The organism is Bacillus sp. DE0042, assembly GCF_007680225.1.
Classification (GTDB): Bacteria; Bacillota; Bacilli; order Bacillales; family Bacillaceae_G; genus Bacillus_A; species Bacillus_A wiedmannii.
The window spans coordinates 52,780-77,422 of sequence record NZ_VEJP01000003.1; the positions used below are offsets into that span (position 1 = coordinate 52,780).

The following is a 24,643-nucleotide window of genomic DNA, read 5'->3' on the forward strand; positions in this document are numbered from 1 at the left end:
TAAAGTTAAAAAATCATTCACATATACTGAATTAGAAAAATTTAAAGGAACTTCATCTGAAGTTCCTTTCGTTTATTTTATATTCAATATATATGAACCATCTTTATTCTCATACTTATAAACATATAAATAATATTTACCTGGCTTTGCATTATAAGTCCCTTTAACTACATTCCCTTCATTTTCACCATATGCTACATAGTTGTTTAAATCTGATTCATGATGAAGTACCCATGTCATTCCAATGTTTTGTTCATTTAGTAGAGAAATATTAATATTTTCTGGTGAGTCAATTTGGAAAGTAAATACATCTACCTTATCACGATTATGTAGTGTTCCTTTCATTGGTGTATGAAAGTTAACTTTATTTGCCTGTCTAGGTTCATTATTTGGTTCATTTTCTGTTACTTGTAACTCATTTCCACCGTTCGGTTCTCTTTGTTCATACCCTAAGTTTACTAGTATAGACTTCAAATCTGGTAAAACACCAATCTTATCTGCATATGGATTTTTAGATTTCGTTCCAGTGTTATGGTTACTTAATATTGTTCTTAATTCCCTTGGTCTATACGGTTGTCCTAAATTTTTTTTAGCAATGCTTTGCACTAAAGTCGCTGCCCCAGCAATAATTGGCGAAGCACTAGATGTTCCACTAAAGCTTGTAGTATAAAGATTTACAGCACTTCTACTTTGCTCGGCTGTAGTTGTATCTACATTTTCTCCCCACCCGTACACATCAATCCGACTTCCATAATTTGAAAACCACATACGCTCATGAGGGAAAGATGAAGAGCCCGCTCCTACCATAATTGCACCTGAATCTTTAAAATCTTTACTACTACGATTTAAGACTCGTTTACCATTTCTATCTTTAAATTGATCTAAATCATTCCACCCATTTGCTCCAGCCTCTATAATTACAACACCTTTATCTGTACCTGCACGAATTGCATCAAAGATATCTGGTTGTACTTCAACAGGTAAATATTTATCACCATATCCATCAAAGGAAGCTTGTGCCTCTAATAATAAAACATCCCCAGCTTCTAAATGATTTACAGCACTTAATATTGCATCAGCTGTATTATACTGTCCGTTATCTCTTATTTGAGAAATCACTTTCGCTTTCGCTTTTGGCGCAATCCCAATATTCCCCACTTCATTATCTTGAGAGGATATAATTCCTAGTACAGACGTCCCATGTCCAACATGCTGATCTATATTTCTTCCAGACATTAATTCAATATTTTGATGTACTAAATCCTCATGATTTAATAGCCATCCATATTCCATATCAACAAAAGTTATACCATTTCCATTACCGCCTTGAACTCCCCAGGCGAAAGGCGCATTAATACCGTATGGTGCTGCTTCAAGATAACCTTGTTGTTTAAATCTAGGATTGTTATTAGGACTAAGAGCTACACTTGATATTTGCACTTCCGGTGGTGTTATTTTTTCTTGCTTCTTCATATACACATCTTCTATTAAAGAAGATGTCTTTAGCTTATCTACTAGTTCTTCTTTCTGCTCATCATTTTGAGTTTGAAGAATATAGTAGTTTAATAAACTTGTAGATACATTATTGGGTGCTTTCACTTCAAGGTCTTGTATTTCTTCTGGACTTACAGATGTGAATAAACGAGTGAATGTTACATCTGGATATTCTACCAAAAGATCTTCTAGTACTTTATCACTTGCTTGAGCTTTTATCTTTCTTTCAATACCATCTTCATATGGTAATTTCAAATCCGCATTGAATTTTACAATAATTTGCTTATCTGTTTCTTGTTCTATCCCTAATTTAATCTGCTGTTCTATAGAATCAGCCTTTACAATATTGACCGTGTCCCCTATTCCTAAAAATATTGAAATAATTACAGCTGAAACAGATATTCTTTTAAATATATTCATTACATCACTCCTCCTATTAATAATATATAACCATTATATTAATCTATAATGATTTTATTTATATAACATATTCCCTTTCTACTAAATAGATTATAGTAATCAGCAATATGAACTTCAATGTATTTTCATATGCAATATTTCATATTCGGACTCTACACTACATAAATAAGAAACTTATGATGATTATTTATTTTATACGTGCTAATATACTTATATTGAAATATTATGTATAGACATTCTGAACTACATTACTTAACAGTTTCACCTTATTTTTGCTAGGAGGATTTACAATGAAATTATTAAAAATAAAACATATAATCCCTATATCTGCAGCTGCAATTACATTCGTATGTCATCAAAGTACAGCTGAAGCATCTACCATTCATACAGTAAAAAAGAATGATACACTTTGGGGCATTAGTAAACAATACGGGGTTTCAATACAATCCATTAAACAGGCTAATAATAAAGGAAACGATCAAACCTTTATTGGTGAACAGTTAAATATTCCAGGGTCCACGAACTCAAATGAAATCATCGTTCGTCAAAATGCCAAACCCAAACCTGCGAACATTTCTAGACAAATTATTTATCAAGTACAACAGGGAGATTCATTAGAAACGATAGCAAAGCGTTACAATGCTACCGTTCAATCTATAAAACAAATTAACAATACAGCCGGAAACAAGCTTTATACAGGACAACATTTAAAAATTAACTCAAGCATTTCAGAAAAAGAAAAAGACTTAATGGCACGCTTAGTTACCGCTGAAGCAGGTGGCGAATCCTATAAAGGTAAAGTAGCTGTAGCAAAAGTTATACTAAATCGTGTAAACGCAAAAGGTTTTCCAAATACAATAACAGGCGTTATTTATGAACCTATTAAATACGGATATGCCTTTACTCCTGTTACAGATGGAAGAATTAATCAACCTGCAAGCCCAGAAGCAAAAATGGCAGTAGAAGAAGCTATCTCCACAAATGGCATACATTCTGATTGGCTTTATTTCTATAATCCAAAAACATCAACAGACAAATGGATTACGACACGTCAAACAGTAGCAGTAATTGGTAACCATGTGTTTGCTAAATAAGATTTGAAATCATTAACAGACCTCTTCACTTGAAAGGTCTGTTTTTTTATATGTTAGATTTTATTAATCATATGACATAGTGTTCATTTAAAACTATTTCTTCTTTCAAATAAAAACATTTGTATTTACCCCACCACTCGGAGAAATTAAAAAAGCATCAAGTTCAAAAACTCCCTCTTTATTAATAAACGCTATTTCTTAACTTCATAAAATTGTTATACACTAGAAAAATAAAAACAAACTATTCGTTAGCAGGTGAAAGAATATGTATGATGTTACAATTATCGGCGCTGGAGTAAGTAGCATTTTTATGGCTTATTCACTAGCTAAAAGTAACAAAAAGGTTTTAATTCTTGATAAAGGTAAAGCGCTAAATGATCGCCATTGTCCTTTAGACAAAGGAAAAGTGTGTACTTGTACTACATGTGATAAATATTTCGGGTTTGGTGGTTTAGGAAAATCTGAAGGGAAATTTAATTATACAAACGGATTCGGCGGAGAACTTGAGAAAAAAGTCGGTAAAGAAGGCTTTATACAACTCATGGCTGAAGTAGATGAAATTCTATGTCAGTTCGGAGGGAGTTCTGTTTCAAAATACTCTACAGAAAATCCAACTCTCAATACGAGAGCTGAAGCGTGTGGTTTACAAATGCTAACAACAGAAGTAAGACATCTTGGTACTACCCTTTCAAGTGACATTTTTCAGCAGCTCTATGAATTTTTACTTACGAAAATAAATATTCAATTTCATATAGATGTACAACATATTATGAAACAGAAAGATTATTTTACAATAGAGACAAATGAAGGAATAGTTCAATCTAAGCAACTAGTATTTGCAACTGGGCGTTCCGGAGCGGATTGGTTAAAAGAAATGTGCACTTCTCTAAATATTTCTCAGGAACAAACTCGTGTAGATTTAGGTATTAGAGTAGAGATGAAAGAACACCAATTACGTTCTATATTAAAAGATACATTTGAGACAAAACTTTCTTATGAGCATGAACACTTCACAGCAACTACGTATTGTATGAATCCAAAAGGACGCATCATTAGAAAGTACGAAGAAGGTTTAGTTATGCCTGACGGTCAAAATTTTCGAGAGAAAGGAACTGGCACACCTAACTTAAATTTCACTTTATTTATCCCGCGCTATTTTTCAACTCTCAAAGAAGCAAATATATACGCAAGTTCAATTATTAAAAGCATTAACCAAGGACGAGATCGGATTGTTATACAGCGCTTAGAGGACTTACTAAATAAACAGCCTACAACAGCGAACGACATGAAACATAACCGTATACAGCCTACACTACAAGGAAGTTATGGAGATTTGAATACAGAAATTCCTCCATTATATATTGAAGGACTTAAAGAATTTTTATTACGCTTAGAACAATTTATCCAAGAACCGATCGATAAAGATACTTTATTATATGGAATTGACGGAAAGTTTTATGCTCCTACGATAAAAATCAATAACCATTTTGAAACAAGTGTACATGGACTATTTTTAGTTGGAGATTGTTCAGGCGTCACTCATTCATTATCTCAAGCTGCTGCAAGTGGGTTGTATGTTGGAAAATATTTATCTCATATTTAATTTCTTTCATTAAGATAGCAATCAAATATTTTAACTTCCATAACGCTTTATTTATGTACCTTGTCTTTCCAACGCTAATGATTATCCCGCCAAGAATCGGGATTTCACGAGATACATATTTAACATAACTATGTATGGTAAAACTATCGACATTCAATTCTAACAAATTGAATGTCAACAGTTTTAAAAGCCTCTATTCATTTCCCCTTTCATTTGTTCGATATTTTGTAACATCATCATAGTGTTTAATATGTTAGGATGTCTATAAGTATTTTTTACTACAACTATGACTTTTTCTGTTCTATTTCAAAAAATAGATTTGCGCTTTAAAATTCCCCATTGTACGTATATGAATACTTCATATTATTACCTTTAGAAACCATTAAATGGTTCATTACACTCTAATAGTTATGAAAATATAATATATAGCACAAGTTAAATAAATTATATAAAGAAGGTGTAAAAATGAAAAATAAAATTAATTTACAAATGCAAAATATAAGCTTTGTTTTAATAATTGCTTTAGCAGTATGGTTAAAAACATATCTTATTACAAGATTCAGTTTCGATTTAAAAATTGAGTCTTCTACACAAGAGCTTATTTTGTTTATTAGCCCTCTCGCTGCATCATTAGCTTTTGTCGGATTAGCATTATTTGCAACTGGGGAAAAACGAAATTATATAGCGCTATGCATTAATCTCTTACTAACAATCGTACTTGTTGGGAATGTAATGTTCTATGATTTTTATAGTGATTTCGTTACGTTACCAGTACTTGGACAAACATCAAACTTTGGCCAATTAGGCGGCAGTATTATAGAAATATTGAACTATAAAATTATACTCGCTTTCGTAGACATTATTTTCTTCTTTATTTTGTTAAAGAAGAAGGCACTCGTCTTCCAAACAGGACGTGTAACTCATCCGGCACGCTTGTTATATTTTCTCTTAACAATTGGTGTATTTTTTGCGAATCTACACCTTGCAGAAAAAGAACGACCTGAACTATTAACGAGATCATTCGACCGAGTCATGCTTGTTAAAAATTTAGGACTATACACTCATCAAGTATATGATTTAACACTACAAGTAAAAGCAGGATCACAAAAAGCACTTGCTGATAGTAGTAAATTACAAGAAACGGAAAACTACGTAAAGGCAAACCAAAGTGAGCCAAACCCTAACATGTTTGGTGCAGCAAAAGGAAAAAACGTAATTGTTGTCACTCTTGAATCCCTACAAACCTTTTTAATAGGCGCATCAGTTAACGGTCAAGAAGTTACACCATTCTTGAATGAATTCATAAATGAAAGCTATTACTTCGATAACTTTTTCCACCAAACTGGGCAAGGAAAAACATCCGATTCTGAATTTCTAATCGATACGTCGCTGTATCCATTAAATCGAGGAGCTGTATTTTTCACGCACGGTAACAATGATTATACTGCGACTCCAGAAATTTTACGTCAGCAAGGTTATTTCACTTCTGTATTCCATGCGAATAACGCAACATTTTGGAATCGTAACATTATGTACTCTGCTCTCGGTTATGATCGTTACTATAATGAACTTGATTACAAAATTACGCCCGAAACAAATTTAAATTGGGGATTAAAAGATATCGAATACTTTGATCAATCAGTAGATATATTAAAAACTGTTGACCAACCCTTTTATGCTCGTTTCCTTACTTTAACGAACCATTATCCATTTACGTATGATGAAGATACAAAATTCATTGAACCATACAACTCTGGTAATGGCGTATTTGATCGTTATATCGTAACAGCACGTTACTTAGACGAATCAATTAAAAAATTTATTGAGCGTTTAAAGGCCGAGGGAATGTATGATGATTCTATTATTGTGTTGTATGGTGATCATTATGGCATTTCTGAAAAACATAATCGCGCAATGGCACAGTTTTTAGAAAAAGATCAAATAACAGAATTTGATACTTTAAATTTACAACGCACACCTTTATATATTCATATGCCTGGACAAACAGAAGGTCAAACGATTTCAAAGCCTACGGGACAAATCGATATGAAACCTACTATTCTAAACTTACTTGGGATTGATACTACGAAAGATATCCGTTTTGGTCATGATATGTTTTCAGATGAATATACCGGTTTTGTTGTTTTACGTGATGGTAGCTTTATTACAGACAAGTATGCATACAAAAACAATATTTTCTATGACCGCATAACAGGTGAAATTGTAGATTTACCAAAAAAAGAAGCACAAGCACTCATTAACCGTGCACAAAATGAATTACGAATGTCTGACAAAATTATTGAAGGTGATTTATTACGTTTCTCAGAAAGTAATAAAATTAAAACTGGCGAAGTACAAACTAAAATTAAAGAGACTGAAAAATAATCTAAATAGTAAAAGGGAGCAACTGTAATAAGTTGCTCCCTTTTACTATCGTATAACATATGATGCAATGTCATATAAAAACCTCGTATATTTTACTTTTATTCTACGCTTGTTTCTAAAGTTACATCTGTATAGGTATGATCATCACCTATATTTAAAATTACTTCACATTGACGTAATCTCAATTCAAAGAGCATGATAGAATCATGATAAACTTCAGGTTGTGATTTCATCTTATGTAACATCTCTTGTTTTTCTTGTATTTCTAAATGAGTGTTTTCTACAGCTTGTTTCAAGGAGTTAAATGGATTCCTAAAGAATATATTAATATCCCGCTCTTGCGTGTTTTCAAATAGCTCAAATTGCAAGAAAAATTTCTTCATAATAGAAGCCGTTACCTCTGTATAATCTTCATTTTCTACATACTGTTTGTATTTGTTATATAGCATACCTTTGTTTTTAGGAAGAACTCCAAATAATTTACCGGCACTTTTCAGTAAAAATTGTGCTGGCGTAAAGCGACGTAAAATATTTACTTCATCCATTTGTATTCTAGTCGTCATTCTGTCAGTATCTCTGCGCCAGTCATCAAGCACTTTAAAATCACATTCTAACTGTATTCGATTTTCTCCAAATAAAGAATTAAGTCCTTCACTAAGTTCTTCTAAGTACGATTGACTTTGAAGGAGCTCATTATTAGAAATCGCAATCCAATTTTTCATAGAAAGAGCAAAATTAGGTAATACAGTTTGTTCTAAATATTTATGTACTCTTTCATTCATCGCTTTATTTAGTTCCGTATCAATGTGCCCGAAATCGCTTTCTTCACTAATTAAATCCGAACAACTCTGTAATATCTTCGGAATATTTTCAGTAAGTTCATTCGTAATTTCCATTTTCATTGTGCGATATGATTTTGTAATGAAATGAATTTTTTCCTTCTCAAAAGTAGTAAGATTATTAATGCTACCATTTAGTTTCACTAGCATATCTTCATTCCAATGAATAGAATCCACTAATTTGTTTTCTTTCTCAACGCGTTTATCCAATAGATATTTAATTGTCTTTCGAATGAAAAACAATAGCTTTTCCGTACGTTCTGCATCGACATTTTTATGATTAAAGTTAAAATGAATAAACTCAGTTAAATCATTTAATTGTTGACTACTTGTATATAACGAAGAGTAAGGGAAAATTCTCGCATGCGGGAAATATGTGTTTATTCTCGCTTGCGTATCATGTAATACTCTTTTCACTTCTGCATCACTGTAAATGTTATCGATTTTATTTAATAAGAAATGAATTTGTAAATTTGGTGTATGTTCTTGAATGCTTAATAGAATATCACGTTCTTTGTCAGTAAAAGGTGAATCCGCATTCAATACGAATAGTAATTCGTCTACAGAATTCAAATATTCGAATACTTCATCTCTAGTATCGTTATTCCTATTAAATCCAGGTGTAACTACACATGTAAGTTTATTTTCACTTAAAAATCTGCATGGTAATTTAAATTCAACACATGCTCTATCTCTATATGTTTGATGGTGCTGAGACATCATATTATGGTAATCCGAGACATCTTCAGTTGTTGTAATTGCTAAGTCTGTTATGACGTTAATTTCTGTATGCGCATCATTTTTTAAAACTACTACATTTGAAATTGATTTTTCTAATATATTTTCTCCTATTATAGAGTTAATAAATGTAGTTTTTCCGTTTCCTGAAGTTCCCGTTACTAAAATGCGATTTGTGCTTAAATCTGCGAGCTCGCCAACTAACCATCTAAATCGGTGACCCATTTCTATATTATGCTTTTGTGCCCACTCTGTAATAGACTCAAAAAGATGCAAACTATACTCTAAGCCGTTCACATGATTAATAGAATATAACAACAGGTTTTCAGCATGTTTTATATTTGCTGAATCTATTTCGGAAGGGAAAATCTCATCCCATGCCAATACAGCTGCAGATGGAAATACAGCATAAGATGGATTGACAACCTTTAACCAATTTGTTAACAAGTTTGGAATGATATCGTGCAATTGTTTAAGGATATATTGACCTTGAATTAATTCAAAGTACGTTCCTTCGTAAAGAGAAGAAATTTTGTCCCATATATCGGACGAATGTATTTCAATATGTAAGAAAAATTCATTTATTGTGTTAAGCCATGATAAGTAATTTTGTTCGTTTTTATAACTATTCCAAAGTGATGAAACCATTTGCGTAAATTGTACTTGATCTACATTATTTAACGTAACTAATACTTCATAAAAATAATCTGGTGAAATATGTTTAGTAAATCTTTTATCGATATATCCTTTTAAAACCTCAAACCACGGATAAGATTCTGTTCGAATTAACTCATTCACAGCAAGCTCTACTGCACTATCAAAATCTTGCTGCTCCTCATAAAAGGAACGGGCAATTTTTGTGACATTTGGATAATCCGGATTTAAAGAAACTGCTTCTTTAATAACAGCGAAAGCAGAGTCAAAATTATTTTGCTCTATGTAAAGAGAAAGTAATTGTAATCTAATCTCCGTCATCAATATTATATTATCAGTAGTAATGGAAGTATAAACATTTTCAGCAACTGGTAATTGATTAAGCTCGAAATAAGCATCGGCAATATTTTTTTGTGCCCATGGTGCTAATTCATTACTAACTTTCTCCCATTTAAAAATAGCTGCTTCAAAATCTTGATGGTGATAATAAAATTCACCTTGTGCAAAACGAATGTAAGATCCATCAGAAATCTCATTTCTTTCTTCGTTTACATAAACTTCTCCAAGTACATCAATAGGTGGTTTTGTTTCATTCTCCATTAGGAATGTTTCATAATACATCTTTTTTATTAATTGTTTTTCTACTCTCATCTTTTCCCCCACTATATCTTGAAAATACATTTTTAAGATATGTCAATACTTTTTGTATGTATGCTTTTTATCTTAACAAAGAATATCTTTTGGAAAATTTCATTTTCCTTTCATTTTTCAAGTTAGATTGAATTTTTATGAGAAAAGTTTCAGTTTTTTTTCATTTTCCTTTCAGTTGTGAAACAGCATTAAATGTTCCTAATAACCTAATAACACTATAATCTCCCGCATTATATTATCAGGAAAAGTCTATATAAACCATATTATAAAAACAATTTATAACGAATATATATGCAATATTTCCTTCCCTAATAAATAAAAGAAGCATTATCATATATTTCTCACATTGTTTTCCTTTGAAAAATTTCAGTAGTTACGTAATTATATTCCATTAACCTATATAAATAACTAGTCCAAAAAAAATCTATATGCATATCATGTTATAGTAAAGAATTCAGGAAATCCTAAAAGGAGGCATTTTCATGTTTGAAGATAAATCTAAAATAAACTACCCATATGAATTTACTGAAACTACAACAATCCCGCTAAAAAATCCCATCAATAAAACTTTCAAAAACGGCTCTGGTACACATACTTTCCCAATTAAAAAACACTATAAAGAACAGGTGTTATATACGGAAAAAATTAATAATAATAAAAATAAATAACCTTATAGACTCTTATAACAATTAATCAAATAAGAATCTATATTAGACCTTGCATAGTTATTATATAAATCTTTCTTATACAACCCACGTATTTTTAAAAAGTGCTGATATACGGCGCTTTTTTATACATAGATAATGGAAGAACAAAAAAGGTATGGATATTTTCCATACCTTTTTGTTCTTTACTATTTATAAATAAAGTACTTCCATGTTTACTTTACCTAATAGCACTTTAATGGACCTTCTAGAAGAAATAAAAGCTAGTTTAATAAAAAATAAGTTTCTTAGCTAATGCTCCTACCAGCAGAATTTTACTGGTTGGAGTCATTGGCTTGAATTTATATAATACCTTGAATATTTTACGTCTATTTTCTCTTAAGGGATATTTATTCAGGTTACTTATTAGATTATCAATTATATCCCTTCCGATCCCTAATTTTTATAGACATTATTGCTCTATTATATATATTTTAAAATTTACCAAACGCAGTTTCAAAGCAACTTAGTTTTCATAAAATATTTTTTGTTTCCGCTGGAACGAATAGGCTTTAATCTCATCTGTATCTAAATTTTCATGAAATAAATGAATAGCTATAATTTGTCTACAATCGTAGGTATGATAATAATATGTTCCGGACTCCATACACATTACGCTTGTATAAATGGTATTATCTAATGCACCTTCTTCTGTTATTACTCCGCCTTTAGGAACCTCGCAATTTGATAAAATATGAAATAGGGCCGATACTCCCTCTTCTTCACTATCTATACCTTGAATGTTTTGTTTGCCATATGCCGCCCGCACAAACCTTGATGGCGGGGTGAAATCCCCTGGAAGTCCCATTGAACCTGAGCCCTGACCAAAAGCACTTAATGGCAAGTTACTCCACTCAGTTGGCACGAATGGCTGCGATTTAAGGCCTATATATTGTCTTAAATTTTGCAAATGCCAATTAAACTCCGGACTATTCGTCATCACTCCTAGTGGGTTGTCATACATTTTTAATCCTTCATTTGTCGGCTCCAGTACAATACAATCTCCCCATTTATCCGCTAAAATCCAATGTAGTGGTGGCGTAAGTCCTAAATCCGGCAATGGTATATCCAAAAAGGTAAGGCTATCCACAGATTTCTTTAACTCTTTGACAGAATTGAATTGTGTCAGACTCCAAGTCACAAAATCAAATGGAGCCAAATTCGTTTTGTTGTCATCTATGTTTTGACTATAAGAAGCGAATCCTGGAAAATAGAGTGTTGCACATGTCATACCTGCTTCATTTACTCCGTCCGCCATAATGACCCTTCCGTGATGATTAATCCCCATTCCGACCGTAGCATGTTTCGTATTAATAATTTCACCAGTTATATTATTCCACTGATAATGTCGAGGAATGACTATTACTTCTTGATTCAAATCTAATGTGAAGTCCATCGTTCTTGCAAAAAGATGCTGACCGTTTTTTGTCTGTAATGTCAAACTAGTACACATAAAGAACACCCCGTTTTATGGTTTTATCTACACTTTACATAATTCTGATAAATCTGTAAATTGAAAACCTCTTTCCTTACAAAAAAATTGAGAAGGCACATATAAAGTACAAATAGGTTGAGGTTATCTCTAGTTTATAAATGAATTTTTAAAATGTAGTTGCAAAAGAATTATATTAAAAAGGAGCGATTTGTTATAATCTGTACCCTCTCTACTACGCTGATATTTCCAAAACAACTTTTGCACCGTGCAGCTTTTCCGAATTACTTAAGTAAAGGTTTCCACCGTGTTGCTTTGCAAAGCTTTTAGCAATGTATAACCCCATTCCATGATGATCTTTGGAGTTTCTACTTTTATCTCCTCTATAAAACTGCTCTGTAGCTGAATGCATTTCCTCTTCTGTAAACCCTCTTCCCGAGTCCTCTACAATAAATTGCAGTTTTTCACTAATCATTTCCACTGAGAACATCAAGTCACCCTTTGTTGGAGAATATTCAATTGCATTCATCATTATATTCATAATTGCTCTTTTCAAAGCGGTCTCGTCAATAGGAATAAAATTTGGTATGTCCTGAACATTTTCAATTAGATTTAACTGTTTGCCTAAAACACAAATTGCACTTTCTTCTATAATATTACGAATAAAGTCGCGGAGATCTGTTTGCTTGAATTGAAGTGAAGCGCCTTCCTCACATTTCGTAATATCGAGCAAAGATTTCATATATATTTCCATCTCATCAATACTTTTCAAAATATGCTCATTACATTTCTTCTGATTTGAATCTAGCATTGATTCATTTAATAGCTCTGCATTCCCTCTCAATATCGTTAATGGCGTTTTAATGTCATGTGCCAAAGCAGCAATCTGCTCTCTTCTATTTGTTTCCATATTCCACTGTGTACGTAACGAATGATTTAATTCATCTTTCATTTTTACTAAAGAAGTTAATACTTCATTCACTTCTTTTATTTTAGATTGTTCCACTTGAAAATCTAAATCTTCCTTTTGAATTTTATCTGTTACATTTCTCAAAATCAGCATTTCCTTTGAAAATGTTTTACCAAAAGAGCGAGATAGAAATATCACTTCGGCAACAAATAATAGAATAAAAAGAACAATTTCACAAACTTCCGGACTTGGTAAATACTTCTTCAAAAAAGGATTTTTAAAAGTAGCATGTAACGTATATAGAATGACACAAATATCTTTATCACGTTCTATAACTGCATAGTAGTACTTACTATCACCTTTTTCATCCTTATGTATGTTATTCCATATTTGTCCCGCATAATCTTTATTAATACTCCCTTGAATAACGTTTCCAGAAAAATCATACACAACATATTTATATTGCTTTAAAATTTGATCATCGTCCTGCTCCGCTTTAACTATAGCATCTCTTTGCGACTCAATCTGCTTTTCATAATAATTTGCTGGCAAGATTACCTCTGCGTTAACTCCAACTTGGAATAGAATCATAAAAAAAGTAACTAATGCAATCGTCCCTATTGAAAATGCAAAAATATACTGTATTAAAATCTTACTAAGATTGACTTGCTTTTTCACTTTCTCCATTTATAACCAATTCCCCATACTGTTTCTATTGGATTCATGTTATGCTTACATAATTTTTGACGGATATTTTTAATATGTTCCACAATTACTTGGTTATCACTTTCTCCCTCATAACCAAAAACATTTTCGTAAATCTTTTCTCTTGAAAATACTTGTCCATGATTCAAAGCTAAATATTCGCAAATTCCATACTCACTTTTCGTAAATGCGATAGATGTATCGTCATGCCATATTTCTTTACATGACAGATGAAATGTAAGACCTGACAGGAAAAATGCATTTTGCTTTTCTCTATGCTCACGCCTTACATGTGCGGATACCCTCGCACGCAGTTCTCCAATTCCAAAAGGTTTTGTAATATAGTCATCTCCACCGAGACTAAGCCCTGTGATCAGATCCTTCTCCATTGTTTTGGCTGTTAGAAATACAATTGGACTATCAACCAAATCCCGTATTTCCTTACAAAGTGTAAAACCATCTATTTCTGGCATCATGACATCTAATAGAATTAAATCATAATGACAAAATTTCTCCTTTGGTATAGTAAGAGGATTACTAACGGCAGTTACCTCATGGCCTTCTTTCTCTAAAGCACTTTTTATAATATAAAGGATGCCTTCTTCATCATCAATTGCTAATATTCTTGCCATATAGAATCCCTCCTCTCACTTCCATTATAATACAAATGCACTTACATTTCTTTACGGCCTTCATAAAAGGAAAACCATACAAGGGAAATAACAAATGCAATGATTGTGAAACAAACGCAAATCACTGCTCCAATTTTCCCCTCTACTTGTAAGACATGAATAGAAGCGGGACTCAATTTGTGCTCCAAAAAATAATTGCATAATCTCACACTCCACGCACATGGCGTGTATTTCCAAATCACATCTCCCATCCCTGTAAGCATTAAAGCTACCAGCAAGCTTTCTATAATTCCAATCCCAATGGAAGCACCTTTACTAAAGCGAAAATTTAAGAACAGATGCCATATATACATAAAGATTTGACAACCAAAAAGAATGAAGGAAATTTCAACATACAAAGCAAATGGAAAGTTATTTTGTCCTAACAGAGAATGAAACCCTGCCGCAAACCCAACGACTGCCAACATAGTTGAACAAAACCCACATATTAAAAGTAAACATACTTTACTAATAAATGCTTTACGCCTTCCGTATTCCGTTGATAAAAGTTCTTTAAAATTCCCTGCCACAGCCTCCTGTTCCACAACAGAAGAACACACAATGCTAATTAGCAACGGAAAAGATATCGATAATACTTGAATATATCCTGAAACCTTATTTATAGAATCAACTTTTGAAATGGAATAATAACTTAAAAAAAGAGCAATACCGATGATTGGCATCGCTATATGTATCCAGAAAAAAATCGTATGTTTCATTTTTATAAAATCAGCTCTTACTATCCTCGACAAAACCGCCATATTATTTTGCCTCCTGCTTTTCAAACCATTTTGCCGTCATATAAGTAAACAAAAAGAACAACACGACAGAAATTGCCACGCCTGGCAAAATTACATCGTAGGAAAGGAGTTCTGGTTTGAACGTTACACTTCCGGTTTCTGCATATAGACCATTTGGTAGTATTTTCAAAATAGGAATCATAAGTCTACTTGGATATGTGTATGGACTAATCATCCAAATATTTTTTGTTGCCAATACAACTCCAAAAATTCCATTTGCCCCTACATTCAACAGAAGCGTCGGAAATAGACCTATTTTGTTACCTAAAAACAAGCAGAGTGGAATTTGCCACATAAAAGTAACGATTAAAAGAACGCTTCCTAATAGCGCATTTACTGTAGGAATGATTCGGAAGTTCTCCTTATTTAATAGTAAACTAGATAACTGGATTCCACAGAAAAAAAGTATGCATGAAAAGCTCAAAATCCCTAAAATTAGTAATACTTTAGAAATCCATACTCGTTTTAATGAAACTGGTAACGATAAGATAGAACGATTATTCATTTTCTTATCTTTCTCCGCAAGAAGTACACAACTTAAAGAAATCATTCCTGGAAGCATCGTAATGTACCACCAATTGTAACTAGATAATTGAAAATAATCCGCCGATAATAAAAAAGCAATTAGTATTGTGGCAAATGGAACTAGCCATATAAGTTTGTTCAAAAAAGTATGTTTAATTTTAATTTTTTCAGATGCAATATATAAATTCATTTCTTATGCCTCCCTTCTATACTTTCCAGCCACTTGTACAAATAAATCTTCCAGGTCATCATCCTTATTCAGTTTCCCCTGATACCCCAATACACCGCCTGAGATAATCCCAACATGATCTGCAATTTGACTTACTTCGCTTAAAATATGACTGGATAAAATGACAGTAATTCCTTTTGTGGGAAAGGAAAGGATTAATTTTCTTAATTCCTGAATCCCAAAAGGATCTAGTCCATTCATCGGTTCATCTAATATTAAAAACTTCGGATGATTCAGCAATGCAATCGCAATTCCCAATCGTTGCTTCATCCCCATAGAGAATTCCCTCGCTTTTTTCCTATCTGTATTCTCTAGCTCCACAACATGCAATACTTCATCAATCCTTGATTTAGGTAATCCTAAAACAGTCGTACGAACCAACAGATTTTCTCTTGCTGTTAAATTTTCATAAAGTGGCGGAGACTCAATTAAAGCACCAATAGAATGTAAATCTTGCCGCGTCCATTTATGACCATCAAAATAAATCTCACCAGAAGTAGGTATAAGCATACCTGTTATCATTTTTAAAGTTGTCGATTTCCCTGCCCCATTAGGACCTAACAATCCATAAATTGCATATTTCGGTACAGAAAGCGAAATATTTTGTACTACACTTTGCTTTCTAAATGTTTTGCAAAGATTTTTTGTTTCTAACATCATCTCAGTCATCCTAAACTTCCTCCTCGTATATTGTAATTCTAGAGTAAACGACAATTATAAGGATTCTATAAGGAAAATGAAAAAACATAGAGAGATAGGAAATGTTTTTCAAATGCTATATGTATGAAACTATGTATTCACATAATTTTTCTATACTTGGCTAGGATTAAGAATTTTTTAAAAGCTCTTAAACTAAATGCAAACAAAAAAAGAAGCGATTTATTTCATCGCTTCTTTTTTATTAAACCATATCCAAAATGACAGTATCCCTACATAACCCTCTTAAACATCTTCTCCAACTCATAAGTAGAATGATGCACAAGAATCGGTCTTCCATGCGGGCATGTATACGGGTTTGTTGTTGTACGTAGTTCTTCCAGTAAAGCAAATATTTGATCGTTCGTTAAATATTGATTTGCTTTAATGGACGCTTTACAGCTCATCATGATGGCTGCTTCTTCACGCAGTTTTTTAATATCAACTTTTTTTAGTTTAACGACTTGTTCCATCATTTCATCGATAATTTCTGTTTCTTGTCCTTTTGGGAACCAAGTTGGATGCGAGCGGACGATAAAGGATTGATGACCGAATTGCTCTAAGAACAGTCCAACTTTTTTCAGTTCTTCTAGTTGCTCTTCGACACGTAAAAATTCAGTAAGAGATAAATCGATACGGTATGGTACAAGTAATTCTTGTACTTCTTGCGCTACTCTTCCTACTTTATCCCGGAAGTATTCATAATTAATACGTTCCTGCGCGGCATGTTGGTCAATCATATATAAGCCTTTATCATTTTGAGCGAAAATATATGTTCCATGCATTTGTCCAATTGGATAAAGTGGTGGTAAGTCATTACCGTTCATTTCAATCTCTTCAATTCCCTGAACTTCTTCTTCCAATTCTTCTAATTCAAAGTCTTCATCGTTACTGTTCCACGATTTCTCTTCTCGAACTGGTTCTTCCATTATCGGTTTAGTAGATGGCTGCCAACTTTGTTCTTCTCTTACTAGCGACTGTGGTGGTTGCCATTCTTGCTTTGGCGGTTGCCACAGTTGTGCTGGCTGTTTCACAGCCAGTGGTTCTTCTCGTTTTTCATTCATGCCTGTCGGTAAAACGATGTCCGGCATAGATGGTTCTTTCGGCTTCGCATGCTCAAACTGGAATTGTTCTTGCACACTTTCATCTTTTTCTTTTTTCTTCGTTGTTACACCTGCATCTGGAATGAGCTGTATTTTTTTGAATGCCGATTGCAATGTTTCTTCGATAAGCTTTAGTAATTCTTGTTCTTTACTAAAACGAACTTCTAATTTCGCTGGATGTACGTTAACGTCAACAAGCATTGGATCCATTTCAATAGATAAGAAGCCGATTGGATATCGTCCGACTGGCAATAATGTATGGTATCCTTGCTGAATGGCTTTCATTAATACGAAATTTCGAACGTAACGGCCATTTACGATCGTTGACATATAATTTCGAGATGCTCTCGTTACTTCTGGTAATGTTACATAACCTTTAATTGTGAAATCTAAAGATTCAGCTTCAATTGGAATAAGCTTCTTCGCAACTTGAATACTGTAAATTGATGCAAGCACTTGTCTTACATCACCATTTCCTGATGTGTGAAGCAATTTCTTTTCATTATGAAACAGCTTTAACGATACTTCTGGGTGTGACATTGCGATACGATACACGATATCTGTAATATTCCCAAGCTCTGTATGAATGGTTTTCATATATTTAAGTCGCGCTGGTGTATTAAAGAATAAGTTTTGTACTGTAATATCTGTTCCTTTTCGACTCGCTGTTTTCTCCTGCTTTATAATGTCTCCACCTTTAATCATAAGGTGTGTACCAGGCGCATCACCTGTGCTAGTGATTAATTCTAATTCACTAACTGAGGCAATACTCGGCAATGCCTCACCGCGAAAACCGAGTGTTCTGATGCGAAACAGATCGTTTTCATCTTTAATTTTGCTCGTCGCATGTCGTTCAAAAGCGACGATACAATCTTCTTCTGCAATGCCATCCCCATTATCAATGATGCGAATTTTTGATAAACCAGCTTCTTCTAAGTGGATTTCAATAGATGTACTATTCGCATCGATAGAATTTTCCACAAGTTCTTTTACGACTGAGGCAGGGCGCTCTACTACTTCCCCTGCCGCAATTAAGTTAGAGAGTTGATCATCGAGTTTGCGAATTTTCCCCATCTACTTACTCATCCTTTCTTTAACTTTTTCTGCAAGCGATACAGTTCGTTCATCGCCTCTAAAGGTGTCATATCAAGTAAATCAATTTTTTTAATTTGCGCAAGTACTGCCGTTTCTTTTGCATCTAGAACTGACTTGTCTTGTTTTTTTGAAGACTGTTCTCCACCAAAGAATGATAATTGCGATTCTTCCTCAGTCTCTACTTTCGTCTCTTGTATTTCTGCTGGTTCTTCTTTTACAACAGCTGGTTCTGGAGCCACTTCTTGTACTTTCACTTCTGTACGCTTTGGAATAATAATTTCTTCTTGTCCTTCTAGTTGCGCTAACACTTCTTTCGCACGAGCGATTAAGCTATCTGGAAGCTCCGCAAGTTGCGCAACGTGAATTCCGTAACTTTTATCAGCTGCTCCATCTTGAATTTTATGAAGGAATACTACTTTTCCGTTCTCTTCAATAGCTGAAACGTGTACATTCTTCAATTGTCCTAAACTTTCTTCTAGCACCGTCAATTCATGATAATGCGTAGAGAATAACGTTTTCGCACCAATTTGGTCATGAATATGTTCAATGATTGCTTGTGCAAGTGCCATACCATCATACGTAGATGTACCGCGTCCAATTTCATCGAATAAAATTAAACTTCTTTCTGATGCATTTGCAATTGCATTTTTCGCTTCTAACATTTCGACCATAAATGTACTTTGACCCGAAATTAAATCGTCCGCTGCACCAATTCTCGTAAAGATTTGATCGAATACAGGTAATACCGCTTCTGTTGCTGGTACGAAACAACCAATCTGTGACATAACAGTTACAAGTGCTAATTGTCTCATATACGTACTTTTACCAGACATGTTCGGTCCTGTAATTAAAAAGACATCCATCTTCTCCGGCATAATACAATCATTCGGTACATACAATTTCCCGTTCAATACTTTTTCAACGACAGGATGACGACCATCTTTAATAAAGATTTCGCGCTTAGTTGTTAAAACAGGTTTTACAAACTGTTCTTCTTCACTAACTGTCGCAAAACTTTGCAGTACGTCTAGTTCACTAATTACTTTCGCTAAATGCTGTAATTTCGGAATGAATACTTTGACTTCTTCGCGAAGCGCTGTAAATAAATCGTATTCTAATTGTACAATTTTCTCTTCTGCTTCTAAGATTAATGTTTCTTTTTCTTTTAATTCATCTGTTATGAAACGTTCAGCATTAGCAAGCGTTTGTTTACGCTCATAGCGGCCTTCTGGAAGTGCTGCAAGATTCGCCTTCGTCACTTCAATGTAGTAGCCGAAAATACGGTTGTACCCGATCTTTAACGATTTAACTCCTGTAATATCACGCTCTCGTTTTTCAAGCTCAGCGATCCACGTTTTCCCGTTTTTACTAACGTAACGATATTGATCAAGCTTGTCATTATAACCGTCTTTAATAATATCTCCATCTTTAATAGAAAGCGGTGGGTTTTCTTGAATACTTCTTCCTAGCAATTCAGTTAAGCTCTCACATGGATCCGCACCTTGAATTAACCTTGCTGCATAAGCATTATCTAACAGACTAATCGCTTCTAAAATAGCCGGTACTTGAAGTAAGGATCGTCTTAACTGTAATAAGTCCCGTGCATTCACATTACCAAATGCAACTTTCCCAGCTAAACGTTCTAAATCATATACTTCTTTTAATTTTTCTTTTAAATCTTCACGTAAGAAGTAATCATTTACAAATGTTTCAACCATTTCTAAACGCTCTTCTACTTTTTCTTTTTGGATCAGTGGACGTTCCATCCACTGTTTTAACATACGACCACCCATAGCTGTTTTCGTTTTATCTAATAGCCATAATAATGATCCTGTTTTTTCTTTCGTTCGAAGTGTTTCTGTCAGCTCTAAATTTCGCTTTGAATGCACATCAATTTTCATAAATTGATTCGTATAATAAATTTCCACTGGTTGCAAATGGTCTAACGAACGTTTTTGCGTTCTTATCACATAGTTAAATAAGCGTCCAACTGCTTTAATTAACTTTGCTTGCGAAACGTTTTTCACAAGATGTTCTAACCCTTCCGGAATCGTTGTTGCATCTTCATACGAAATCGTCATTTTTAATGTTGCAGTTAATTTATTTAATTCATCTTTTGAAAATGTAGAATCTACAACAATTTCTTTTGAACCAGTTGCATACACTTCTAATAAAATATCTTCTACTGAACCTGTTAACAACGTTACTGTATTTTGTCCAGTCGTTAAATCATTACAAGCTAAAGCATACGATCCATCTTCAAAATGTGTTAATGCTGCTAAGAAGTTATTTTCTTTCTCATCAATAGTACGCCCTTCCATCATCGTTCCTGGCGTAATTAGTTGTACGACTTCACGGCGCACTACACCTTTAGCTGTTTTTGGATCTTCCACTTGCTCACAAACAGCTACTTTATATCCTTTTTCAACAAGTTGTTCAATATAATTTTTAGCTGCATGATGCGGTACACCGCACATCGGTATACGATCACTACTGCCACCATCTCGGCTCGTTAATGTAATTTCAAGTTCATGAGCTGCTTTAACCGCATCTTCAAAGAACATTTCATAAAAATCACCTAATCGGAAAAATAAAAAGGCATCTTGATAGTCTGCCTTAACCTTTAAATATTGCTGTATCATAGGGGTATATTGCGTCATACTTTTCCTCCATAATTCTTACATAGTAATCAATTTTCATATATGTCACACTTCACGGACATCCATATCTCCTATTTCAGGAGTCTTTCCTCATTATAGCACATTTCATAAGGAATCATGTTCATTCAAGCATCACTTATGTAAAGTAAAAAGCTAGGAAGAACTTCTCCCTAGCTTTCTATTACTCTTCTTCTGCATCGACGATAAAGTTCGGATCTAATTCTTCAAACTCATCATCATCGACTTGGAAATCCTCGTCTGATTCTACGCAACCTTCAGGATTTACACTTACACAAATTTTCGTTTCCCCAACTACTTCTGTTACAAATTCACGTTCTACAGTTACAACAATTTTATTACCATTTGGTGATACAAGAGCTTCTAAACAATTTGGTGGCTGAATGACACGAGCAATAATTTCTAAATCATCACCAGAAAAGTTTTTATCACGATACCCAATGCTCACTTCATCAGTGTAGTTCACACGTTCTGTTACAACTTCTGTCTTTGTATTACCATCAAATGAATACCAAGTGTTCACATCATAGAAACCTTCAATTTCCACATGCTTTCCATTCTTTCTTGCTTCGTACGAGTGGTTAATTACCCAGCACCCTAAAATACTTGTCGGCTCATTATTCGATTCACATGTATGCGTTGACTTTGTATACTTACGTCCTTTTCCAACCACTGCTTTTGTAATAATCTCTCTAAATTCGGACATTCGTAACCCTCCTCAATCACTATTCACTTAATCATATGCGTGACAATAGCGGAATGTGTCATTATTTTTTCGGGAAGAACTTACGTTTAACCCACTAAAAAAAGAGATGTCAATTCGACATCTCTTTAACAACCACAATTTCCTTTTTTACTTTCTACCGCTGCGCCCGTTTCACCCTTCAATACATCGCCATTAGTTGAAATTAATATTTCATCTGTTACGTTGTTAGAAATCGTACTTGCAACTAGCTGTAGTAAGTCATTTACATATGTTTGTGAAGATTTAAATTCTTGCACAACTGGGATACTATCCAACTTATCTTGCAATGCATCAATGTCAGCTTCTACTTTTTTCAAAGCTTCCCATTTCCCATAATGCTGCAAGTTTACTGCTTGTTTTTGCAGTGCTTTAATTTCATCAATTGCGCGCTTTACATTTTCATTTTTATGAATTTGCGCCTCTGCTTTCTTAAAGAAATCAACTTCTTCTGTTTCAGAAATCATTTTTGCTAATTCTTTCGCTTGTTCAACAATTTCATCTTTCGAATATGCTTTCATCTATTATTCCACCTCAATCGGCTCTTCAACTAATTCCCCGTTAAGAGACCAAGTTTTTGCTTCCGTTACTTTTACTTTCACAAGCTGACCAATTAAAGATTTTGAAGCGACGAAGTTTACAAGTTTATTCGTGCGAGTATAACCTGCGAGTACTTCTGGATTATTTTTACTTTCCCCATCAACTAACACTTCTACAATTTGACCTTTGTAACGATTATTCTTTTCAATTGCCAACGTATTTACTAGTGTATTTAAGCGTTGAAGACGTTCTTTTTTCACTTCCATCGGTACATTATCTTTCATTTTTGCAGCTGGTGTACCTTCGCGCGGAGAATAAATAAAGGTAAAGGCAGTATCAAATCCTACTTCACGATATAACGACATCGTTTCTTCAAATTGCTCATCTGTTTCATTTGGGAAACCAACGATAATATCAGTTGTGAATACTGCATTTGGAATTGCTTCTTTAATTTTTCTTACAAGTTCTAAATAATGCTCACGTGAATATTTACGCGCCATAATTTTTAACATCTCTGTGCTTCCAGATTGAACCGGTAAATGAATATGTTCTACTAAGTTTCCAGCTTTTCCAAGCACTTCAATTAAGTGATCATCGAAATCACGTGGATGGCTCGTTGTAAAACGAATACGGGCAATATCAACTTTACGGAGTTCGTCCATTAAATCGCCAAGTCCGTATTCAAAATCTTCAAAGTCTTTACCATATGCATTTACGTTCTGGCCAAGTAATGTAATTTCTTTATAACCATTCGCAGCTAAATGACGAATTTCTTGGATAATGTCTTCTGGACGTCTGCTTCGCTCTTTTCCACGTGTATACGGCACGATACAATATGTACAGAACTTATCACAGCCATACATAATATTTACCCAAGCTTTAATATCACCACGGCGTACTTTCGGAAGGTTTTCAATTACATCCCCTTCTTTTGACCAAACTTCAACTACCGTCTCCTTCGAGAACATTGCATCTTTTAGAATATACGGCAATCTATGAATATTATGCGTTCCAAACACCATATCTACATGCTGATTTTTTTGCATAATTTTATTTACAACAGATTCTTCTTGAGACATACAACCACATACACCAATTAAAAGGTCCGGATTTCTTCTTTTTAATGACTTTAAATGACCTAGTTCACCGAACACTTTATTTTCAGCATTTTCACGAATTGCACAAGTATTTAATAAAACTACATCTGCATCTTCAGTTGAAAAGGTTGGCTCATATCCAAGTGCGGTGAAAATACCCGCCATTACTTCCGTATCATGCTCATTCATTTGACAACCATATGTACGAATATAGAACTTTCTTCCAGTACCAAAATTGCGAAATTCTTCAGGTAAGCCAAAATCCCGTTCAATTTTAACTTCTTCTTTCCCTCGTTTTTTCGCGTCTTTTAAGGAAGGTGGTTGGTATACACTTTCAAAGTATTTACTATAATCTTTCTCTTCTTTTTTCGTAGAGGAATTTGTTTGTTGACTTGCTAATCGTTGTTGCTCGTTCATCGGTAATCTCCTTTCACCCTTAACTATACACACTCTATAGTCCATTTTAATGCGCTTTGACTCACCTCAAAAATGGTTAGATAGCTTGAGAGATAACTTGTCCTTTGAAACTTGAGTAATCAATCTAATCATTCATAAGAATGAAGTCTTCCCCACACAAATAGACATTCCCTTTTCATACTTCTTTTTGTCCTATCCAAAAGCATATTGCTTTATCCCTATAAACATTACCATAGTATGAAGCGTTGCGCCAATTTTAACAAGAAAGAGGCTCTGTCTGATCTTACATTTCATCAGCAATGAACTCGCCATTTTCATACAACGATTTATATATTATTTTATCATTCTGAATTTTCTAAGTAAATAAGACTACCCTATATTTTTTACTCATAAAAAAAGGTTACCAAATGGCAACCTCCTC

At 33.7% G+C, this 24,643-nt stretch carries 17 protein-coding genes; 4 read left to right on the top strand and 13 right to left on the bottom strand.

Features of this window, described 5'->3' with window-relative positions:
• Positions 1–72: 72 nt before the first annotated feature.
• Positions 73–1,914, bottom strand: coding sequence for a S8 family peptidase (locus tag FS802_RS14265; RefSeq protein ID WP_098653399.1), 1,842 nt, complete (start codon positions 1,912–1,914; stop codon positions 73–75).
• Between the two features lie 290 nt (positions 1,915–2,204).
• Between FS802_RS14265 and FS802_RS14270 the strand changes: the two genes are divergently transcribed.
• The 3 genes from FS802_RS14270 (at position 2,205) to FS802_RS14285 (ending at position 6,996) form a co-directional block, all read left to right on the top strand.
• The gene (locus FS802_RS14270) at positions 2,205–3,008 is read left to right on the top strand and encodes a cell wall hydrolase (RefSeq protein ID WP_098653398.1); all 804 of its coding nucleotides are present in this window, start codon (positions 2,205–2,207) and stop codon (positions 3,006–3,008) included.
• Positions 3,009–3,273: 265 nt separating this feature from the next.
• Entirely contained in the window at positions 3,274–4,611 is a 1,338-nt protein-coding gene (locus FS802_RS14275) for an NAD(P)/FAD-dependent oxidoreductase (RefSeq protein WP_098653397.1), read from the top strand.
• Positions 4,612–5,076: 465 nt separating this feature from the next.
• Positions 5,077–6,996: an LTA synthase family protein gene (locus FS802_RS14285; RefSeq protein WP_048563313.1), complete on the top strand. Its 1,920-nt coding sequence runs from the start codon at positions 5,077–5,079 to the stop codon at positions 6,994–6,996.
• Between the two features lie 98 nt (positions 6,997–7,094).
• Here the strand turns inward: FS802_RS14285 and FS802_RS14290 are convergent, their stop codons facing one another.
• Positions 7,095–9,878, bottom strand: coding sequence for a dynamin family protein (locus tag FS802_RS14290; RefSeq protein ID WP_098653396.1), 2,784 nt, complete (start codon positions 9,876–9,878; stop codon positions 7,095–7,097).
• Positions 9,879–10,360: 482 nt separating this feature from the next.
• On the opposite strand from FS802_RS14290, the gene FS802_RS14295 reads away from it, so the two are divergent.
• Complete coding sequence (locus FS802_RS14295; RefSeq protein WP_000461129.1) at positions 10,361–10,546, top strand: hypothetical protein; 186 nt, start codon at positions 10,361–10,363, stop codon at positions 10,544–10,546.
• Between the two features lie 502 nt (positions 10,547–11,048).
• Here the strand turns inward: FS802_RS14295 and FS802_RS14305 are convergent.
• From FS802_RS14305 to miaB, 11 genes are all read right to left on the bottom strand, one after another.
• The gene (locus FS802_RS14305; RefSeq protein ID WP_098653395.1) at positions 11,049–12,035 is read right to left on the bottom strand and encodes a choloylglycine hydrolase family protein; all 987 of its coding nucleotides are present in this window, start codon (positions 12,033–12,035) and stop codon (positions 11,049–11,051) included.
• Positions 12,036–12,249: 214 nt separating this feature from the next.
• The gene (locus FS802_RS14310) at positions 12,250–13,611 is read right to left on the bottom strand and encodes a sensor histidine kinase (protein WP_000416690.1); all 1,362 of its coding nucleotides are present in this window, start codon (positions 13,609–13,611) and stop codon (positions 12,250–12,252) included.
• Complete coding sequence (locus FS802_RS14315) at positions 13,599–14,261, bottom strand: response regulator transcription factor (RefSeq protein WP_064475036.1); 663 nt, start codon at positions 14,259–14,261, stop codon at positions 13,599–13,601. Before FS802_RS14315 ends, FS802_RS14310 begins: the two co-directional genes overlap by 13 nt.
• A gap of 41 nt (positions 14,262–14,302) precedes the next feature.
• Positions 14,303–15,061 carry a lantibiotic immunity ABC transporter MutG family permease subunit gene (locus FS802_RS14320; protein WP_000279847.1) on the bottom strand — a complete coding sequence of 253 codons (759 nt, stop codon included), beginning with the start codon at positions 15,059–15,061 and terminating at the stop codon, positions 14,303–14,305.
• Between the two features lies 1 nt (position 15,062).
• Entirely contained in the window at positions 15,063–15,815 is a 753-nt protein-coding gene (locus FS802_RS14325; RefSeq protein ID WP_001055395.1) for a lantibiotic immunity ABC transporter MutE/EpiE family permease subunit, read from the bottom strand.
• A 3-nt stretch (positions 15,816–15,818) separates the two neighbouring features.
• Positions 15,819–16,523 (bottom strand): lantibiotic protection ABC transporter ATP-binding protein, encoded by a 705-nt coding sequence (locus FS802_RS14330; RefSeq protein ID WP_000138158.1) that lies wholly within the window; start codon positions 16,521–16,523, stop codon positions 15,819–15,821.
• A 260-nt stretch (positions 16,524–16,783) separates the two neighbouring features.
• The gene (mutL, locus tag FS802_RS14335; protein WP_000516489.1) at positions 16,784–18,727 is read right to left on the bottom strand and encodes a DNA mismatch repair endonuclease MutL; all 1,944 of its coding nucleotides are present in this window, start codon (positions 18,725–18,727) and stop codon (positions 16,784–16,786) included.
• 8 nt (positions 18,728–18,735) lie between these two features.
• Positions 18,736–21,408, bottom strand: a complete 2,673-nt coding sequence (mutS, locus tag FS802_RS14340) for a DNA mismatch repair protein MutS (RefSeq protein WP_076539630.1) — start codon at positions 21,406–21,408, stop codon at positions 18,736–18,738.
• Between the two features lie 181 nt (positions 21,409–21,589).
• Entirely contained in the window at positions 21,590–22,132 is a 543-nt protein-coding gene (gene cotE / locus FS802_RS14345) for an outer spore coat protein CotE (protein WP_001288802.1), read from the bottom strand.
• A 125-nt stretch (positions 22,133–22,257) separates the two neighbouring features.
• Positions 22,258–22,689 (bottom strand): YlbF/YmcA family competence regulator, encoded by a 432-nt coding sequence (locus FS802_RS14350; RefSeq protein ID WP_000649386.1) that lies wholly within the window; start codon positions 22,687–22,689, stop codon positions 22,258–22,260.
• Between the two features lie 3 nt (positions 22,690–22,692).
• Complete coding sequence (gene miaB / locus FS802_RS14355) at positions 22,693–24,222, bottom strand: tRNA (N6-isopentenyl adenosine(37)-C2)-methylthiotransferase MiaB (RefSeq protein WP_098653394.1); 1,530 nt, start codon at positions 24,220–24,222, stop codon at positions 22,693–22,695.
• Positions 24,223–24,643 lie beyond the last annotated feature (421 nt).

What these genes read in the sequence shown, in the direction of transcription:
- mutS (WP_076539630.1), bottom strand. Translation starts at nt 21,408, where the DNA reads ATGACGCAATATACCCCTATGATACAGCAATATTTAAAGGTTAAGGCA.
- FS802_RS14320 (WP_000279847.1), bottom strand. Translation starts at nt 15,061, where the DNA reads ATGGCGGTTTTGTCGAGGATAGTAAGAGCTGATTTTATAAAAATGAAA.
- cotE (WP_001288802.1), bottom strand. Translation starts at nt 22,132, where the DNA reads ATGTCCGAATTTAGAGAGATTATTACAAAAGCAGTGGTTGGAAAAGGA.
- miaB (WP_098653394.1), bottom strand. Translation starts at nt 24,222, where the DNA reads ATGAACGAGCAACAACGATTAGCAAGTCAACAAACAAATTCCTCTACG.
- FS802_RS14270 (WP_098653398.1), top strand. Translation starts at nt 2,205, where the DNA reads ATGAAATTATTAAAAATAAAACATATAATCCCTATATCTGCAGCTGCA.
- FS802_RS14315 (WP_064475036.1), bottom strand. Translation starts at nt 14,261, where the DNA reads ATGGCAAGAATATTAGCAATTGATGATGAAGAAGGCATCCTTTATATT.
- FS802_RS14295 (WP_000461129.1), top strand. Translation starts at nt 10,361, where the DNA reads ATGTTTGAAGATAAATCTAAAATAAACTACCCATATGAATTTACTGAA.
- FS802_RS14285 (WP_048563313.1), top strand. Translation starts at nt 5,077, where the DNA reads ATGAAAAATAAAATTAATTTACAAATGCAAAATATAAGCTTTGTTTTA.
- FS802_RS14350 (WP_000649386.1), bottom strand. Translation starts at nt 22,689, where the DNA reads ATGAAAGCATATTCGAAAGATGAAATTGTTGAACAAGCGAAAGAATTA.
- FS802_RS14265 (WP_098653399.1), bottom strand. Translation starts at nt 1,914, where the DNA reads ATGAATATATTTAAAAGAATATCTGTTTCAGCTGTAATTATTTCAATA.
- FS802_RS14305 (WP_098653395.1), bottom strand. Translation starts at nt 12,035, where the DNA reads ATGTGTACTAGTTTGACATTACAGACAAAAAACGGTCAGCATCTTTTT.
- FS802_RS14330 (WP_000138158.1), bottom strand. Translation starts at nt 16,523, where the DNA reads ATGACTGAGATGATGTTAGAAACAAAAAATCTTTGCAAAACATTTAGA.
- FS802_RS14275 (WP_098653397.1), top strand. Translation starts at nt 3,274, where the DNA reads ATGTATGATGTTACAATTATCGGCGCTGGAGTAAGTAGCATTTTTATG.
- FS802_RS14290 (WP_098653396.1), bottom strand. Translation starts at nt 9,878, where the DNA reads ATGAGAGTAGAAAAACAATTAATAAAAAAGATGTATTATGAAACATTC.
- FS802_RS14325 (WP_001055395.1), bottom strand. Translation starts at nt 15,815, where the DNA reads ATGAATTTATATATTGCATCTGAAAAAATTAAAATTAAACATACTTTT.
- FS802_RS14310 (WP_000416690.1), bottom strand. Translation starts at nt 13,611, where the DNA reads ATGGAGAAAGTGAAAAAGCAAGTCAATCTTAGTAAGATTTTAATACAG.
- mutL (WP_000516489.1), bottom strand. Translation starts at nt 18,727, where the DNA reads ATGGGGAAAATTCGCAAACTCGATGATCAACTCTCTAACTTAATTGCG.